This window comes from Nocardiopsis ansamitocini, assembly GCF_030268225.1.
Lineage (GTDB): Bacteria > Actinomycetota > Actinomycetes > Streptosporangiales > Streptosporangiaceae > Nocardiopsis_D > Nocardiopsis_D ansamitocini.
Genome location: NZ_BSQG01000004.1, coordinates 1 through 17,432, shown reverse-complemented (window position 1 = coordinate 17,432; position 17,432 = coordinate 1). Strand labels below are relative to the sequence as shown.

Annotated in this window: 12 protein-coding genes; 6 read left to right on the top strand and 6 right to left on the bottom strand. The window is 69.1% G+C overall.

What is annotated here, in order from left to right:
• Window positions 1-230: 230 nt before the first annotated feature.
• Window positions 231-2,549: an FdhF/YdeP family oxidoreductase gene (locus tag QSJ59_RS12425; RefSeq protein ID WP_285759598.1), complete on the top strand. Its 2,319-nt coding sequence runs from the start codon at window positions 231-233 to the stop codon at window positions 2,547-2,549.
• A 61-nt stretch (window positions 2,550-2,610) separates the two neighbouring features.
• On the opposite strand, the gene QSJ59_RS12420 is transcribed toward QSJ59_RS12425, so the two are convergent.
• The 4 genes from QSJ59_RS12420 to QSJ59_RS12405 all read right to left on the bottom strand — a co-directional run bounded on the left by QSJ59_RS12420 (window position 2,611) and on the right by QSJ59_RS12405 (window position 7,381).
• Window positions 2,611-3,486, bottom strand: a complete 876-nt coding sequence (locus QSJ59_RS12420; RefSeq protein ID WP_285759596.1) for an SAM-dependent methyltransferase — start codon at window positions 3,484-3,486, stop codon at window positions 2,611-2,613.
• A gap of 36 nt (window positions 3,487-3,522) precedes the next feature.
• Entirely contained in the window at window positions 3,523-5,046 is a 1,524-nt protein-coding gene (locus QSJ59_RS12415) for an FAD-dependent monooxygenase (protein WP_285759595.1), read from the bottom strand.
• Window positions 5,047-5,089: 43 nt separating this feature from the next.
• Window positions 5,090-6,409, bottom strand: a complete 1,320-nt coding sequence (locus QSJ59_RS12410; RefSeq protein WP_285759594.1) for an NAD(P)/FAD-dependent oxidoreductase — start codon at window positions 6,407-6,409, stop codon at window positions 5,090-5,092.
• A gap of 294 nt (window positions 6,410-6,703) precedes the next feature.
• Window positions 6,704-7,381, bottom strand: coding sequence for an O-methyltransferase (locus tag QSJ59_RS12405; RefSeq protein WP_285759593.1), 678 nt, complete (start codon window positions 7,379-7,381; stop codon window positions 6,704-6,706).
• Window positions 7,382-7,640: 259 nt separating this feature from the next.
• Here QSJ59_RS12405 and QSJ59_RS12400 point away from each other — a divergent pair, with 259 nt between their 5' ends.
• The 5 genes from QSJ59_RS12400 to QSJ59_RS12380 all read left to right on the top strand — a co-directional run bounded on the left by QSJ59_RS12400 (window position 7,641) and on the right by QSJ59_RS12380 (window position 13,734).
• Window positions 7,641-8,495 carry a 3-hydroxyacyl-CoA dehydrogenase family protein gene (locus tag QSJ59_RS12400; RefSeq protein ID WP_285759592.1) on the top strand — a complete coding sequence of 285 codons (855 nt, stop codon included), beginning with the start codon at window positions 7,641-7,643 and terminating at the stop codon, window positions 8,493-8,495.
• Window positions 8,492-8,779, top strand: a complete 288-nt coding sequence (locus QSJ59_RS12395) for an acyl carrier protein (RefSeq protein WP_285759590.1) — start codon at window positions 8,492-8,494, stop codon at window positions 8,777-8,779. The genes QSJ59_RS12400 and QSJ59_RS12395 overlap by 4 nt, the downstream gene beginning before the upstream one ends.
• The gene (locus QSJ59_RS12390; protein ID WP_285759587.1) at window positions 8,772-9,914 is read left to right on the top strand and encodes an acyl-CoA dehydrogenase family protein; all 1,143 of its coding nucleotides are present in this window, start codon (window positions 8,772-8,774) and stop codon (window positions 9,912-9,914) included. The genes QSJ59_RS12395 and QSJ59_RS12390 overlap by 8 nt, the downstream gene beginning before the upstream one ends.
• The gene (locus QSJ59_RS12385; protein WP_285759585.1) at window positions 9,911-11,020 is read left to right on the top strand and encodes an HAD-IIIC family phosphatase; all 1,110 of its coding nucleotides are present in this window, start codon (window positions 9,911-9,913) and stop codon (window positions 11,018-11,020) included. Before QSJ59_RS12390 ends, QSJ59_RS12385 begins: the two co-directional genes overlap by 4 nt.
• Window positions 11,021-11,595: 575 nt before the next feature.
• Complete coding sequence (locus QSJ59_RS12380; RefSeq protein WP_285759583.1) at window positions 11,596-13,734, top strand: ATP-binding protein; 2,139 nt, start codon at window positions 11,596-11,598, stop codon at window positions 13,732-13,734.
• Between the two features lie 9 nt (window positions 13,735-13,743).
• Here the strand turns inward: QSJ59_RS12380 and QSJ59_RS12375 are convergent, their stop codons facing one another.
• A complete protein-coding gene (locus tag QSJ59_RS12375) occupies window positions 13,744-14,550 on the bottom strand; it encodes an arylamine N-acetyltransferase family protein (RefSeq protein WP_285759581.1) in 807 nt (268 codons plus the stop codon).
• Window positions 14,551-14,584: 34 nt separating this feature from the next.
• Window positions 14,585-17,347: a type I polyketide synthase gene (locus QSJ59_RS12370; protein ID WP_285759580.1), complete on the bottom strand. Its 2,763-nt coding sequence runs from the start codon at window positions 17,345-17,347 to the stop codon at window positions 14,585-14,587.
• Window positions 17,348-17,432: the final 85 nt, after the last annotated feature.

The following is a 17,432-nucleotide window of genomic DNA, read 5'->3' as shown; positions in this document are numbered from 1 at the left end:
CTCCGCGGGCGATCACATGCGATCAAAGCGAAATCAACGACTGCAACCCGCTGGTCAGATTAGCACAACGGTTCTCGGGTGACCAGGTCCCCAACCAGGGGTTATCCGGCGCCCTCAGGAGGTGCCCCGCACAGCACCCCGCCAGGAACTTTGCGACAATACGGATCAAGGGCGTGCCACACCGCGCAGGTCCGCCCCCAAACGACAGCAGCAACGAGGAGCCGATTCCGATGTCCCGTGCACCACAGGAGGACCCCCGCCAGGACGCGCCTGAGGTCAGCGCCCCCAAAACGTCGGCCGTGGGTATCCCGGCCGTTCTGAACAGCATGCGGGTCGTGGGCCGCCAGGCCGGAGCGGGCCGCGGACTGCTGACTCTGGTGGACGTGAACCAGAAGAAGGGGTTCGACTGTCCCGGGTGCGCCTGGCCCGAGCCCGAGAAGCGCCACTCCGCGGAGTTCTGCGAGAACGGTGCCAAGGCGGTGGCGGAGGAGGCGACCCGACGCGCCGTCACCCGGGAGTTCTTCGCCGAGCACGGCGTGGCCGACCTCGCCGGACGCTCGGGCTACTGGCTGGGGCAGCAGGGCCGCATCACCGAACCGGTGTACCTGGCCCCCGGCGCCACCCACTACGCACCGGTGTCGTGGGAGCAGGCGTTCGATATCGTCGCCGAGGACCTGAACGGACTGGACTCCCCCGACGAGGCGCTGTTCTACACCTCGGGCCGCACCAGCAACGAGGCCGCGTTCCTGTACCAGCTGTTCGCCCGCAAGCTGGGCACCAACAACCTGCCCGACTGCTCCAACATGTGCCACGAGTCCTCGGGGTCGGCGTTGGGCGAGACCCTGGGCGTCGGCAAGGGCAGCGTGTCACTGAAGGACCTCTACCAGGCCGACCTCATCATCGTGGCCGGGCAGAACCCCGGCACCAACCACCCCCGGATGCTCATGGCGCTGGAAAAGGCCAAGCAGGAGGGGGCGCGGATCATCACGGTGAACCCGCTACCCGAGGCCGGGATGCAGCGTTTCCGCAACCCGCAGACGGCACGCGGGGTCCTGGGGTCGGGGACGATGCTCACCGACCTGTTCCTCCAGGTCCGGCTCGGCGGCGACCTCGCCCTGTTCAGCGCCCTGAACCGGCTGATGCTACAGATGGAGGAGCAGCGGCCCGGTTCGGTGCTGGACCGCGACTTCATCGAGGAGCACTGCCACGGCTTCGAGGAGTACCGCGGCGCGCTGCTGGAGACCGAGGAAGAGGCGTTCTGGGCGCGGGTGCACGAGAGCACCGGTCTGGAACGCGCCGAGATCGACGAGGCGCTGGCGATGGTGCTGGCCGCCAAGAAGGTCGTGGTGTGCTGGGCGATGGGCCTGACCCAGCACAAGCACTCGGTGCCCACGATCCGCGAGATCGTGAACTTCCTGCTGATGCGCGGCAACGTGGGCCGACCGGGCGCGGGCGTGTGTCCGGTCCGCGGGCACAGCAACGTGCAGGGCGACCGCACGATGGGCATCTTCGAGCGGCCCGATGCCACGTTCCTCGATGCCCTGAGTGCGGAGTTCGGCTTCGAGCCGCCCCGCGAGCACGGCCACGACGTGGTACGCGCGATCGAGGCCATGGGCACCGGATCGGCGAAGGTCTTCTTCGCGATGGGCGGCAACTTCGTCTCCGCCTCTCCCGACACCCACGCGACCGAGGAGGCCATGCGCCGTTGCGCGCTGACCGTGCACGTGTCCACCAAGCTGAACCGCTCGCACGCCATCACCGGGGCCCGCGCGCTGATCCTGCCGGCGCTGGGCCGCACCGACCACGACCTCACCGGTGGTGCCGAGCAGTTCGTGACGGTGGAGGACTCCATGGGCATGGTGCACGCCTCGCGCGGCAGCGTGAAGCCGCTGTCGGACGGGATGCGCTCGGAGGTGGCGATCGTGTCGGGGCTGGCCCGGCGGGTGCTCGGCGCGGACGACGACATCCCGTGGGAGGAGTTCGCCGGCGACTACGACCTGATCCGTGACCGTATCGAGCGCGTGGTGCCCGGCTTCGACGACTTCAACGCGCGGGTCCGCAACCCTTCGGGGTTCGCGCTGCCGCACGCGCCACGTGACGAGCGCCGCTTCCCCACGGCGACGGGGAAGGCGAACTTCACCGCCAACGGGCTCGCCGCACCGGAGATCCCCGCGGGCCGGCTGCTGCTACAGACCCTGCGCTCCCACGACCAGTACAACACCACCATCTACGGCTTGGACGACCGCTATCGCGGGATCCACAACGGCCGCCGGGTGGTACTGGTCAACCCGCAGGACGCGGCCGAGCTCGGTCTCGTCGACGGCTCCTACACCGACTTGGTCAGTGAGTGGACCGACGGCGTCGAGCGGCGGGCTCCGCACTTCAAGGTCGTGCACTACCCGACTGCCCGCGGCTGTGCGGCGGCCTACTACCCCGAGACCAACGTCTTGGTCCCGCTGGGGTCGACCGCCGACATCTCCAACACACCCACCTCCAAGTCGGTGGTGGTGCGCTTTGTCGCCGACAGCGGCGACTACCAGCCCGTCTAGTCTCCTTCGCCGCTGATGGCCGAGACCGAAGGGGGCACCCTGGACACGGGTGTCCCCTTGCTCACCCGCGCTCCGCGGTGAAGAAGATGCGACCGTGCGCGGAGCGCTCACCGCGGAACAGGTACGGGGTTGGGCGCCCGTAGGCCGCAGCGCGCTCGACGATGTCGTGCCCCTCGACCTGCCAACCGTGCCCGGTGAGCCACTGGTCGGCTGGGAGGGTGGGGCCGCCTTTGACCATGTCGGCCATGTGGAAGCCCGCCTGCTCCACGAAGGGGCGGACCCGATCGGTGTGGACCTCTCCGTCGTGGGTGTGGTCCAATCCCAGTCGGCTTCCCGGTGCGGACAGCCGCCCCAACTCCGTCATCAGTTCGTCGCACGCCTCCTCGGTGAGGAAGCCCAGGGTTCCTTCCGCCAACCAGACGGTGGGGCGCCGAGGGTCGAACCCGGCCGCGAGCAGCGCGCCGGGCCAGTCGTCGCGAAGATCGGCGCGCACGACGGTGCGCTCGCAGGTTGGACGGGCTCCGGCGTCGGCGAGGACCGCCTCCTTGAAATCGAGGAGACCGGGAAGGTCCAGCTCGAACACGCGCTGCCCGGGGGGCCAGGGGAGCCGGAAGGCACGGGTGTCCAGCCCCGCTGCGAGCAACACGGTCTGGCGGCACCCGGCGGCACTGGCCTGTTCGAGGAACTCGTCGAGGAACCGGGTCTTGATGATGATGGTGTCGGCGATCATGTCGAGCAGGTCGCCGGACCAGGTTTCCGCTTTCCGCCTGTCGTCCCGCTGTCCCGGGGCGGCCAGGGCCGCGGAGAACCGCTCGGCGAGCGGGTCACTGAAGAGTCCGGCCGGCCTGCGGGTCTCCTCGGCGCGTGCGGCGACGTTGCCCAGTGCCGTCCAGCTCTCGTCGGCGATGGTCGGGAGCCGTTCGTGTTCCAGCACCATGTCACTCCTCATCGGATTCGATCGGTGGGCATCGGCTCAGGCCCGCCGGGGGGCCGCGCCGACCGTGAGGACACCGTCCAGCCAGCCCCACAGGCCCGTGGGGTCGGCGTTCCCGCGCCAGGCCAGATGCGCGTCGGGGCGTACCAGCAGGACGTCGGTGAGGCCGGGATGCTCGGGGTACAGCGTGACGAGTTCTTCTCCCAGACGCTCGGTCGCGACGGCGATGCTGTCCTCGTGTCCGGGTGGTGCGAGCAGCGCCCACCTACCCCGGAGCGCCTGGTGAACGGTGGTGTGGCTGCCGTCGACGAGGCGGCAGGCGATGTCGGGGACCCGCTCCCCCGGGCGCGGCCCGGCCTTGAAACGGCTGCGTTTGGCCGCCAGGGACCGCCCCCGGTAGTGCACGCCCAGTTGGGAGGCGCTGCGCCACAGGTACTCCTGCACTTTGGGGTGGTCCATGAGGGGAAGGATCAGCGAGTCGCGCAGCACCCGAATCCCCGGGGTGTCGCCGAGGACGACGCGGGAGGTGGCGGTGGTGGCCGAGACGACGGCGTCGGCGATCGGTCGCCGTTCCGCCTGGTAGCTGTCGATCAGTCGCTCGTCGGCGCGCCCCGCCATGACCAGGGCCAGCTTCCAGGCGAGATTCTCCGCGTCTCCGAGGCCGGTGTTCATGCCCTGGCCGCCGAAGGGGTGGTGGATCGCGGCGGCGTCCCCGGCGAGGAGCAGCCGCCCTTGGCGGTAGGAGTCGGCCAGGCGACGGTGGATACGGAAGCTGGAGAGCCACTCGACCTTGTCGATCTGGTCCGGGCAGAACGAGGTGCAGTCGCCCAGTTGGCGGCGGAGCTGCTCCAGGGCCGCCTCGCCCTGCACCACGGTGGAGGTGCCCGGCGGGGAGGGCGACATCAGCCGCCACCGGCCTTCCCCGGGAAGCGCGCACACGCTGATCATGCCGCCGCCGTGGGTCCAGCTGCTCATGATCTCGCGGTCGGCGTCCCAGCCGGTGCGCACATCGGCGAGGATGAAGTTCTCGGCGACAGGTGCGCCCGGGAAACCGATGCCGGCCAGTTTGCGGACCAGGCTGTGCGCGCCGTCGCAGCCGGCCACCCAGGAGGCCCGGACGCTCTCCAACCCCGTGGGCGTGCGCAGGAGGGCGTTCACCCCGGTGTCGTCCTGGGTGACCCCCACCAGCTCGTGGTCCCACTCGACGCGTCCACCCAGCTCGACCAACCGTCGACGCAGTGAAGCCTCCACCTCGACCTGCGAGATGAGCAGGGGCGAACGCTCCTGGGCCGCCATGCGCCGCATGGGCATGGTGGACACGAGCCGGTGCCCGATGTAGATCCGCACCTCGCTCAGGGAGATCGACCGCTCGGGTAGGTCGCCCAGCGCACCGAGGCGGTTGAGCACTTCCACGCCGCGCGGCTGGACGCCCAGCGCCCGGGAGGTGGCTGCCGGCTCGCTGTTGGTGTCGAGGATCCGCACCGGGGTTCCGCGCATGCGCAGTCCGCAGGCGAGCGCGAGGCCGGTCGGCCCGGCACCGATGACGAGTACGGGCGATTGCATACGACTCCAGTTCCTCGGGTGGTCAGGGCATGGCCGGGACGGGTCAGCCCGTGGCCGCGGCGACCGCGGCGCGGTTCCGGGGCGTGTTCTCGGGGTAGATCGGGCAGCCGAAGACCGGTTCGAAGGGGGCGAAGGTGTCCCAGCGGGGGTTGGCGCGCAAGGCCTGGGAGATGGGGTTGTCCCCGCTCCAGAAATCGCCGCCCATCAGCCGCACCATGTAGGTCTCCAGCTCCTCGCGGGGACCCTTGGCGTCGGCGAGCGCGCTGAGGAGTTCGCTCTGGTAGAACGAGTGGATCAACCGGATGTAGGTGTCGTAGCCGGTTTTGAAGAAGTTGGAATAGGTGTCGAGGACCCGGGTCTCGGACGCCGGGTCGGCCAACGCCTGGGTGATGGTCTCGGCGGCGCGGGTAGCGGTGGTCATCGCGACGAGGACCCCGCCGGAGAACATCGGGTCACCGAAGCATCCGGCGTCACCCACCATCAGCCATCCCGGCCCGGTGACGGTGTCGGTGTGGTAGCAGTAGTCGGTCTCGACCTTGAGGCCCATGGTCGGCCGGGTCCCTTTGAGGCGTTGGGTGATGCGTGGGATGCGCGCGACGTGCTGGTCGAACAGCTCCTCGGCGGCCCCCTTGCGGAAAACGGCGCGGGGCATCACCGTTCCGACGCTGATCGTGTGGGCGGAGAGCGGGATGGCCCATACCCACCCGTCGGCGTGGCTGCCGATCTGGATGTCCCCTTCGTGACCGGGGTTGTGGACCTCGTCGAGGTTCTCGTAGTGCCGGAAGACCGCGACCATGCGCAGTTCGTCGATGGTCTTGCGCAGGCCGAACCGCTGCGCGATCCGGCCGGAGCGGCCGCTCGCGTCCACGACGTAGCGCGCCTGGAGCTCGTGCGGCGTGTCCCGGTGGCGGTAACGGACACCGGTGAGGCGCTCGCCCTCCTCAAGGAATCCGGTCACCTGGGCGCCGTGCAGGACCCGGGCTCCCGCGCGTTTGGCCTGCTCGATGAGGACACGATCGAAGTGGGCCCGTTCGACCTGGAAGGTCTCGGCGTGGCGTCCCTCCCCCTGTTTGGAGAAGTCGGCCCTGAACACTCCCGGACTGAAGAACTTGGTCCCGGTGGGGTCGATGAACTCGCCGCCGCGTTTGATGACGTAGCCCTGCGCCTGGACCGCGTCCAGCAGGTCCAGGCGCTCCAGCAGGCCGACCATGTAGGGCAGCATGGATTCGCCGATGTGGAAGCGCGGAAACTCGTCACGTTCCAACAGGGTGACCGAGGCGCCTTCGCGGGCCAGAAGCGTGGCGCAGACGGCGCCGGCCGGCCCTCCTCCCACGACCACCGCGTCGAGCGTGGCACTGGACATTGCCTACCTCTTCTTCCCTAGACGCGTATCTCGGCGAAATTCGCCGGGACAGAACAGGGCGGCCGAAAACGTCCCCGGATTTCCCGTCGTCCACCGACCGGAAATCTGGCCGATCCATTTCGGAAAACACAAAAAACCGGGATATATACACCGCCGTCAATCGTCGATTCGATCGTCACCATAGAGGTGGGATCCGATGACTGACAATTGCCGCCAGTCATTTTCATGCCATTTTGGGGTCAGTGGCGGCGCCATCACCCTCGACGTGCCGCCCCGCCGGGGCAGCGGGAGCGGTCACCGCTGGGCGGGCACCCTCTTACGGGCGAGAGTGATCCCGTCTGCCATGGGGAGCATGCTCAGATCCACCCTCCGGTCGGTTGCCAGCAGTCTGTTGAGTGCGCGTACCGCCAGTGTGTCGGGGTCCTGGGCCTCGGGGTCGGCGACCCTGCCGAAGAACAGGGTGTTGTCGATGACGACGAGGCCGCCGGGACGGACCAGGCCGAGTACCGCTTCGTAATAGCGGGGGTAGTTGGCCTTGTCCGCATCGATGAATGCCAGGTCGAAGGAGTCCGGTCCCGATTGTTCGGCGAGTTGTCGCAGGGTGTGGGCTGCCTGACCGAGACGCACGTCGATCAGGTGGGCGACCCCGGCCCGCTCCCAGTAGCGCGCGGCGACGCGGGTCCACTTCTCACTGATGTCGCAGGTGACCAGGTGGCCGCCGGCGGGGAGCGCACGGGCCATGCACAGGGTGCTGTACCCGGTGAAGGTGCCGAGTTCGAGGACCGAGCGGGCACCGGTGAGCGCGACGAGCAGACCGAGCAGCTGCCCCTCTTCGGGCATGACCTGCATGGCCTGCGCCGCGGGCAGTCCCGAGGTCTCTCCGCGGAGGTCGCGCAAGATGTCGTCATCACGCAGGGAGAATTCCCGGACATAATCAAGTAGTTCGGCATTGGCGTCAACCTGATGGGCCATACTCTGACGCTAGCAGTGCGCACGGAAAAATCGAGGGCCGCACCCCAATTACCGGGGAATGGGTACCGAATGGGTCGAAGACACTGTTTATACCGCCACTGCGGTCGAGAATTATCGCGGCAACGCACATCGAATCGATTGGAACGGCGCCGATGTCTTTGGCCCACGGGACATTTCGATCCTGTTTCGCAGGAAAACCGCTATCGGGGCGTCTGGGCGCGACCGACGCACGGGCCCGCACGGAGAGCGGGGCGGGCCGGTGACAGCGCCACGGCTGGCGGTCGTCGGCGCCGGGGTGATGGGGGTGGGGATAGCGTCGCTCGCCCTGGGCCACGGAGTGCCCGTGCTTCTGGTCGAGACCGACGCCTCCCGCCTGGCCGGTGCGCCGGCCCGGGTCCACCAGCATCTGCGCCTCGCCCGCCTGACGGGAGCATTACCGGCGGAGGAGGCACCGGCCCGGCTCGCGACGAGTGCGTCACTGGCCGGCGCCGCCGACGCGGCGGCAGTGGTGGAGGCGGTCACCGAGAACGGCGCGTGCAAGGCCGAGGTGCTGTCGGAGGCGGCCATGATCGTGGCACCCGGCACTCCCTTGATCTCCAACACGTCCTCGATCCCCATCGACGAGTTGGCGGACTCCGTGTCGTGTCCGGAGTCCTTGCTGGGCACCCATTTCATGAACCCCCCGTACCTCATCCCCACCGTGGAGGTCATCCGCGGCAAGCGGACCGGGGAGCTCGCGCTGGCCGCCGCCCTGCGACTGCTCAGCGCACTGAAGCGCACGCCGGTTGTGGTGGGCGACACCCCGGGATTCGTGACGAGCCGCATCCTGCACCCGATGATCAACGACGCGGTGCGCGTCGTCGAGAGCGGGACCGCGACGGCGGAAGAGGTCGACGCCCTGCTCCAGGGCTGTCTGGGCCACCGGACCGGCCCGCTGCGAACCGCCGACCTCATCGGTCTGGACAACCTCCTCGACTCGCTGCGGGTCCTGCACGAGCGGACCGGAGACGAGGGTTGCCGTCCCACCGCGCTGCTGGTGGACAAGGTCGAGGCGGGCCACCTGGGCCGAAAAACGGGCCGGGGATTCTACGAGTACGGAGAGACACTGCTGTGACCACATCGTCGACCGGGGCCGCGACGGCGCAGGAGATCGAACAGGAACTGTCGTGCCACCTGGAGAAGCGGACCAAGAGGTCGTGGGCACCGGAGGAGGATCTCTTCGCCTCCGGTGCGCTGTCGTCTCTGTTCGCGATGGAGCTCGTCGTGTATCTGGAGAAAGCGTTCGGGGTCATGATCGGCGGCCCTGACCTGCGGATGGAGAATTTTCGCACGGTCCGCGCAATGTCGTCGATGGTGCTGCGGTTGGGCGGGGACGCCGAGGAGGGCGGTGATGCCTGAAGGAGAGGCGTGCCCGGTCCGCGGGTTGAGCACGTCGGTCGCCGAAGCGGTGGGCGACCGAGCGGCGGACTGGGACCGGTCGGGTGTGCTGCCCGTGACGGTTCTTCGCCGGCTGGGCGCCGAGGGTGTTCTGTGCGCACAGGTACCCGGCGCCTATGGCGGCCGCGGCCTGAACAGCGCGGGCAACGGAGCGCTCACCGCATATGCCGGCAGTCTCTGCAGTTCGCTGCGCAGCGTGATGACGTCCCAGGGAATGGCTGCGTGGGCTGTTCAGCGTCTGGGCGATGCCGAGCAGCGCAAAGCACACCTTCCTGTCCTGACCAGCGGGGGCCTGGCGGCCGTGGCGTTCAGCGAGCCCGGCGCCGGCAGTGATCTGGCGGCGATGGGAACCCGGTTTCGGGTCGACGGCGACGAGGTCGTCGTCACCGGCCAAAAGACGTGGGTGACGGCCGCCCACTACGCCGACCTCATTGTGGTCTTCGGTATCTGTGACGACGGCGCGGCCGCGGTGATCGTGCCGGTTGGCACGCCCGGGGTGAGGGTGCGCCGGATCGCCGACCCGCTGGGCTGCCGTGCCGCAGGGCACGCAGACGTCGAATTCACCGATGCCCGGGTCCCCGCAGCCAACCTGCTGGGAGGCTCCGGTTGGTCGCTGACGCTGCTGGTCACCTCGGCGTTGACCTACGGGCGGCTGTCCGTGGCCTGGGGCTGCGTCGGTATTCTTCGGGCCTGTCTGGGGGCGGCGACGGCCCACGCCCGTACCCGGCGGCAGTTCGGCAAACGGCTGGGCGACCATCAACTCGTGGCCCGCCACATCGCCGAACTCGTCGTGGCCGAACAGATCGCCGCCCGGTCGTGCGAGCATGCGAGCAGCTGCTGGGACGACGCCTCCCCCGACCTGGTGCTGGCATCGGTACTGGCCAAGCACACCAGTGCGGTCCAGGCCGCGCACGGGGCGGCCACTGCTGTGCAGGTCCTGGCCTCGACGGGGGCCGACGACGGCCACGTGGTGGCACGGGCCTACCGCGACGCCAAACTGATGGAGATCATCGAAGGCAGCAACGAGATCTGTCAGCTGATCCTCGCCCAGCACGCGCTGGAGACGAGGGAAGACCTCCCCGGGATCGCCCCGTGAGCGCGGGAAGGGTCGCGCCGTCGCCCCAGGTACCGGTGAAGTGCCTGGTCTGGGATTTGGACAACACGCTTTGGCAGGGAATTCTGCTGGAGGACGAAACCGTCACCCTGCCGGAGGCGGTGCTGACCACCATCCGCGCCTTGGACGCGCGCGGCATCCTGCAGTCGGTGGCCAGTAAGAACGACCACGAAACCGCCTGGGAACAGTTGCACGCGCTGGGGGTGGCCGAATTCTTCGTGCTGCCCGAGATCGGGTGGGGCGTCAAGTCTGCTTCGGTACGGCGGATCGCCGAACAGTTGGGGTTCGCCCACAGCACGATCGCATTCATCGACGACCAGCCTGCCGAACGTGCCGAGGTGGCTTTTCACCTGCCCGACGTACGCTGTTACCCTGCGGAACAGGCGACCCGCCTGTCGGGTCTTCCCGAGTTCACCCCCGCGACGACCACGGTGGACTCGCAGCAGCGCCGGCGTCTCTACCAGGCGGGGTTCGAGCGCGCGGCCGAGCGCGCCTCCTTCGCCGGCCCCGACGAGGACTTCCTCCGCTCGCTGGAACTGGTGCTGTGCGTGGCACGGGCGAGCGGGGCCGAACTGTCTCGCGTGGAGGAACTCACGCTGCGCACCAGCCAGATGAACGCCACCGGTGTGCACTACCCCGATGCAGAACTGCGGCGGCTGCTGACCGACCCCGCCCACGAGGTACTGGTCGCCACCCTCGCCGATCGGTTCGGCCCGCACGGCGCGGTGGGCGTACTGCTTGTCCACAAGCATCGGGAGATGTGGCACCTCAAGCTGCTGGCCACGTCGTGCCGGGTGGTCTCGTTCGGGGTGGGGACGGTCATCGTGAACTGGCTGGTCGATCAGGCGAGCCGAGCGGGCGTCCATCTGGTCGCCGACTTCCGGCCCACCGACCGCAACCGGATCATGGAGGTCGCCTACCGATTCGCCGGATTCGGCGAAGAGGAGTGCGCGTGCCACTTAGTACCGGCGGACGCCTCCCCGGGTGTCCTCCGGTTGCACCTCACCCCGGCCCCCCGCCCGGCTCCGACGACCATGCTGGTCGAAGCGCCCGACCTGGCCGAACGGGAGGGGATGCAGCCCCCCTAGGGCAATGCGTCACCGTGCGGTGTCCGGGCCGTCCAGGCAGCCGGGCGCCGCATTGGCGTTTCCGGGTACGTTTTTATTTTCCGCGCACCACGGAACTTGTGTCCGAAAAATAAAATCAACTGCCGGAGCACAGTGATATTACTCTCTCTGGACATCGGATGGGAGCTTTCCTATAAACATGGGAGAGCTGCAGCCGGGGTAGGTAGCACAGCAACATCAAAACAGCGAAAGAATCATTACCAGCGACGATCATTTCTTTATTTACAAAAATTGATAATTACTACGGATGACCCCCATTCGAGCCTTATGACCGATTTTGACAACGAAGCGTCCACCAGAACTCTCAACCGCTCCGACCTGCACAATGCCGCCGATTTCCATGTTTCCCCAGCGGCATCGACGGCAAAATAGTTCGATTGGCCCATACCGCCGCAACCGAACGCACCCGCCCCATCGGCCGACGCCCACGAGAAGCCATCTCGGGGTGAGCCTGCCTATTTTCCACCCGAAAAAATAGCGAAAACTGCGCCCTCGGCAGGGATCGCTGAAAAGCCGGCAAAAAATCGGGAGATCTCATGCAGTTTCATTTGCTTGGCCCCTTAGAGGTCATCGATGACAGCCATCCCGTACCACTGCGCGGCGTGAAACAACGAGCCGCGCTCGGATTCCTCCTGTTGCACGCCAACCAGGTGGTTGCGGCCAGTCGACTGCTGAGAGCCCTCTGGCAGCACGACACCCCGCCGACCGCGCGCAAGATGCTGCAGAACGCCGTGACCGACATCCGCCGGTTGCTCGTCACCGACACCGCGGGCACCCCCTCGGCCGCGCTGCTGACCCACGCTCCCGGGTACCTGCTGCACGTCGACGCCGACTCCATCGACCTGCGACGATTTGAGCTGCTGACGGCGAAGGGCCGCCGCGACCTGGCCGCCGGGGCATGGCAGCCGGCGGCAGCGGCACTGCGCGAGGCCCTGGGACTATGGCGAGGCGAGGCACTTGCCGACCTGGTCGAAAAGGGAATCCGGTGGCCGGAACTGGCCGCGGTCCAGGAGCAGCGGCTCGCAGCGCTTGAGGACTGTTTCGACGCCGAACTGGCCTGTGGCCACCACCGTGAGATCGTCGGCGAACTGGAGACCCTGGCCGAAACGGAGCCGCCGCGCGAGCGGCTGCACGGTCAGCTCATGGTCGCGCTCTACCGATCGGGTCGGCAGAGCGACGCTCTGGGGGTCTACCGGCGCACCCACTCGGCGCTGGTCGACGACCTCGGGATCGAGCCCGGGCGGGAACTGCGCGAACTGCATCGGATGATTCTCGATCACGACCAGGCACTGGATCTTCCCCCGGGGAGCCGATCGGTCACGGTGCAGACCCCGCCTTCCTCCGGAGCCCCGTGCATCGCCGCGGAAACAGGACCGGGCACCGACGGACAGCCGCCCCGACGGACCCGACTCAGCGCGCTGCTGGTGACGACACGGATGTCGACCGGGACGGGGACCGACGCCGACTCCGAGACGGTGTTCGACCGGGCAGTGGCCACCACGTGCGCGGAGATCGACCGGTGCGGCGGAACCGTTGCGGGGACGGTCGGTTCGATGGTTCTGGGTCTGTTCGGTCTGCCGCCCAACGGTGAGGCCGGCGGAGCCGAGCGTGCGGTGCACGCGGCACTTGCCATCAGGGAACGGTTCGGGCAGGACGCACGGGCGGGGGTCGCGGTCCGGGCAGCGGTGTCCACCGGCGATGTCGTGCTGTTCGCCCGGCCGGACGACACCGCCCCGCCCCGGGCGCTGGCCGCGGAGGTGATCGACGGGTGCGTGCGGTTGCTGGCGTTCGCGCCGGCCGGCGGCGTGCTGGTCTGCGACTCCACCAACGAGGACAGCAGAGGGGTGATTCTCTACTCCGCCGAACGTGCCCCTGCCGGCGGGTGGGAACCCCTCGGCGTGCTCCCCGAGGAACACGACACCGGCCCCGAACCGGTTGTCGACCACGATCTCGGGGTCCTGCGCGGCCTGCTCGAACGTGTCCGCCGCCGTAACCGCCCGCACCTGGTGACCCTGCTGGCGGAGCCGGGCTCCCCCCGGGCGGCCGGCCTGCTGATGGGCCTGCAGGAGACGGTGCAGTCGTATCCGACGGTGGTACGCCTGCTCGGGGGTGGTGCCTCCCCTGCCGACGGGGCCGCCGGTGCCACCGCACTGGCGGTGATCGTCCGGTCCTACTCGGGCGTCCTCGACTCCGATTCCGACAGCGTGGCCGAAGGCAAGCTCACCGAGTCCGTGCAGCGCCTGGTCGGGGCCGGGGACCTGGCGGCCTGGATGATCGTGCACCTGCTGCCCCTGCTGCTCAGGGACGAGGGCTCGGCCGAGACGTTGAAGGCCGTGCGATGGCTGTTGGAGGAGATCGCGGCCCAGCGGCCGTTGATCGTCGTCGTGGAGGATCTGCACCGTGCCGACGAAGCACTCGTAGAGTTCATCGGCGGTCTCGTCGAGCAGATCAGTCCGGTTCCGCTCCTGGTGATCGCCATGGCACATCCCGACCTCCTGCACAACCGGCCTGCTTGGGGGAAAGGAACGTTCGACTCCACAATCATCACGCTGGACGCCCGGGCCGATCCGTCCGATCACCAACCGGAGTCACGCCACCACCGCCCCGCGTTCTCCGCGACTCGCGCCCCGACTGGTCCGATCATGGGGTGGTCCCGGGCAGCTGTACACCGGTAGGAAGGCCGATCATCCGACTGCCGTCCCGCCCCGGCCCAGGACGGCGCCGACAACGGCGTCGTAGGAGCCGGGGCCAAGCACGCTGACCGTTTCGTGCCCGTCGTCCACCTTGAGGTGACGGCGGCCCACGACGACGATGTGGCCGGTATCGGTGGCCCGGCCGACCATGGTCGTGCTGACGATGCCGGATTCGCCCAGGAAGCGCTGGAAACGTTCGGTGAAACCGTCCCACTCGCCTACCGTTCGACTCCGCTTCCGAAAGCGGTAGAGCGCGCGCCAGTCGCCGGTCGCGCCCTTCCGGTGCAGCACGAACCGCGATCCCTGCTCGGTCACCTTGAACCGGCAGCCGTACTGCACCTGCTCCTGCGGGCTCACCCGCACGGGCTCGATGAACGAGGGGCCCGCGAAACCCACGTCGGCCAGCCACAGTTCGTCGTCGACGTGGACACCGATGAACCGGTGCGACAGGTCCGGGCTGAACGTTCCGTCGTCCTGGGCGACGCCCGCGGCAAGGGAGAGGGTGGCAAACCCCAGCGTGTCGAGGAGGAGCTGCATCAGGAGGTTGAGCTCGAAGCAGATCCCTCCGACCCCGCGCACCACGATCTTGTCGAAGGCGGCATCGGGGTCCACGTCGGCCAGGTTCCCGGGCAACGGACCGCCCTCTTCGGGGAACCGGGTGTTGTCGTAGGGGATCGACCGCAGGTGGCTGCGGTGCAGGGCGCACAGTGTGGCGAGCGTGGGCTCGAGGGGGCCCGAGTAGCCCAGGCGTCGCAGGTAGGTCGCGGCGTCGAAGGGCCGGGGCTTTCGCGGTGGCACTGGCGGTGTTCTCCTGCTCTGCTCGATGGACGGTTCACCGCATACGGGCGGCGATTGTGTCGAGACGGGCCGCGATGCTCTCCCGCGTGTCGTCGTCCTCGGGCTCCGCGGCGGCGAGGGCGCGCTCCAGTACATCGAGTTGCGCGAGCAGTTCCTCACCGGACACGTGCCCCTTGGCCAGGATCAATGGGAGCAGGTGCCCCGCGAGCGCGGTCGGCGTCGGGTGGTCGAAGATCAGCGCCGCACCGATCGCCAGACCGGTGCCCGTACTGAGCCTGTTGGCGAACTGCAGCGCGATGAGGGAGTCGAACCCCACGTCCCAGAAGGAGTGGTCGGGTGCCATCCGCTCGGTCGCGCCCAGGGAGAGGGCCGTGACGGTGAGCACCAGGTCCAGGACGACCTGCTCCTGTTCGACCGGTGTGCGCCCGACCAGGCGGTCGGCCAGCGAACGGCTCGCGCGTCCAGCCGTTGGTCGGACGCCGTTCCGGGCCGGGCGCACCAGGGCGCGCAGCAACGGGGGAACCGCACCGCCCAGCGCAGCGTTCGCGTAGGAACGCGCGGCGGCGACGTCCAGGTGCATCGGCACCGACACCGCGTCGTCGAGGCACAGTGCGGCGTCGAAGAGCGCCGTTCCCTCGGCGGCCGAAAGAGGGCGCAGGCCCTGGCCGGCCATCCGGCGCAGGTCGGAGGGGTCGAGTGCGCCGCCCATACCGTCGGGGTTCTCCCACATCCCCCACGCGAGCGAGGTCGCTACCAGGCCCGCCGAGCGACGGCCGTGCGCCAGGGCGTCCAGGAAGGCGTTGGCCGCGGCATAGTTGCCCTGACCAGGGCTGCCCAGGACACCGGCGGCCGAGGAGAACATCACGAAGGCTGCGAGATCGGTCTCCCGGGTCAACTCGTGCAGGTTCAGCGCCGCGTTCACCTTGGGCGCGAACACCGCCGCCAGCCGCTGCGGGGTGAGTGCGGGGATGAGTCCGTCGTCGACCAGGCCGGCGGTGTGTACCACAGCGGTAAGCGGGTGGGCAGCGGGAATGTCGCCGAGTACAGCGGCCAGCGCACTACGGTCCGCGACGTCGCACGCCCGCACGGTGACCTCGGCGCCCAACCTCTTGAGCTCTTGGGTCAGGCCGGCGGCACCTTCTGCGTCGGAGCCACGGCGGCTCACCAGCAGCAGGTTGCGCACCCCGTGCGCCTCGACGAGGTGGCGCGCGAGGAGTCCACCCAGGGCCCCGGTGCCTCCGGTGACCAGTACGGTGCCCGCGGGCGCGAGCACGGGGAGTGCGTGTGGGGCCGAGGCGGTGACCCGTTCGAGGCGGGGAAGCAGGATCGTGCCGGCACGGACGGCCGCCTGCGGCTCCCCGGCCGCGGCCACCGTGAGCAGCAGTTCCAGCTGGACGTCGTCGTCCGTGTCCACCAGCTGCACCCGATCGGGGTACTCCGACTGCGCCGAGCGCAGCAGCCCCCAGATCGCGGCACCCACCGGGTCGGGGACGTCCGTCGGGCCTCCCGCCGCAACGGCCTTCCGGGTCAGGACGACCAACCGCGCCCCGCGCAGTCCCGCCTCGGCCACCCACTCCTGGATCAGGCCCAGACCGCGGGCGACCGCGGCGTGCACGTCGTCGGCGTCCGGCGCGACCGCGGGACCGCCCATGTCCGCCAGAACGAGTTCGGGTGCGGGGGCGCCGTCCTCGATCGCGTCGGCCAACGACTCGATGTCGGGGTAGGCGGTCACCGGCTCCCCAAGGCTTTGGGACAGCGGCCGCGCGCTCCCGGCGGGTCCCAGCACGGCCCACCGCGTATTCGTGCGGGTGTCCGCCCGGTCCGTGGGCCGGGACAGGATGTCCCAGCGCACCCGCAGCAGGGAGTCGGTGCCCGGGGGGCGGGTTCCGCGTGGGACCGGTTCCAGGGTCAGTGAGGCGACGGAGGCCACCGGGGCACCGGAGTCGTCGGCCAGCTCCAGACTGGTGGTCGCGGGCCCGGTGCGGGTCGCCCGGATCCGCAGACGCGTCGCACCGGACGCGTGCAGGACCAGTCCCGCCCAGGCGGTGGGCAGCAGGGGACGTCGCGCCTCTGCGGGGGAAAGGCAGAGGGCGGCTGCGTGGGCCGCCGCGTCCAACAGCGCCGGGTGCAGGCCGAACCCCGGTTCGCCGTCGCCGTGCTCCGCGTCGATTCCGGCCTCGGCGAAGACCTGGTCACCGAGGCTCCAAGCAGTGTGCAGGAAACGTGCGTCGGGAACGCAGGAGAGTCCGGCATCGGTCAGCTCGTCGTAGAGAGCATCGATGTCGAGCTGCTCTGCTCCCGACGGTGGCCAGGTGTGCGGCCAAGCGTCCGGGCGGGGACCGTGTGCGGCGAGCAGGCCCCGGGCGTTGCGGGTCCACGGCGTCTCGGGGGCGGCGTTCTCGGCTCGGGTGTGCACCTCGACCGGGCGGAGCCCGGCATCGTCCGGCGCGGCCACCATGACGTGCAGTCGTAGTGCGCTGTCCGCGGGGAGAGGGATCGCCTCGTCGACGGTCAGTTCGTGCACGGCGTCGCATCCGGCCTCGTCGGCGGCACGGAACAGCAGTTCGGGAAGGATGCCAGCCGGCGCTCCGACCGGCGCGGTCCCGGCCGCCCAGGGGTGGGTCGCGGTGGAGAGCCTGCCCGTGAGCAACAAACCACCAGACCCGGGCAGCGGGGACAGCGCACCCAGGAGGGGATGACCGGCACTGGTCAGACCGACAGCGGAGACCGTCCCGATCGACGGTGGGGTGGTGGGCCAGTAGCGGTTGTGTTGGAAGGCGTACGTAGGCAGAACCACACCCCCACCCCCACCCACCAACGGACCCCAATCCACATCCACCCCACCCACAAACAACCCACCCAACCCCCTCACCAACGACCCA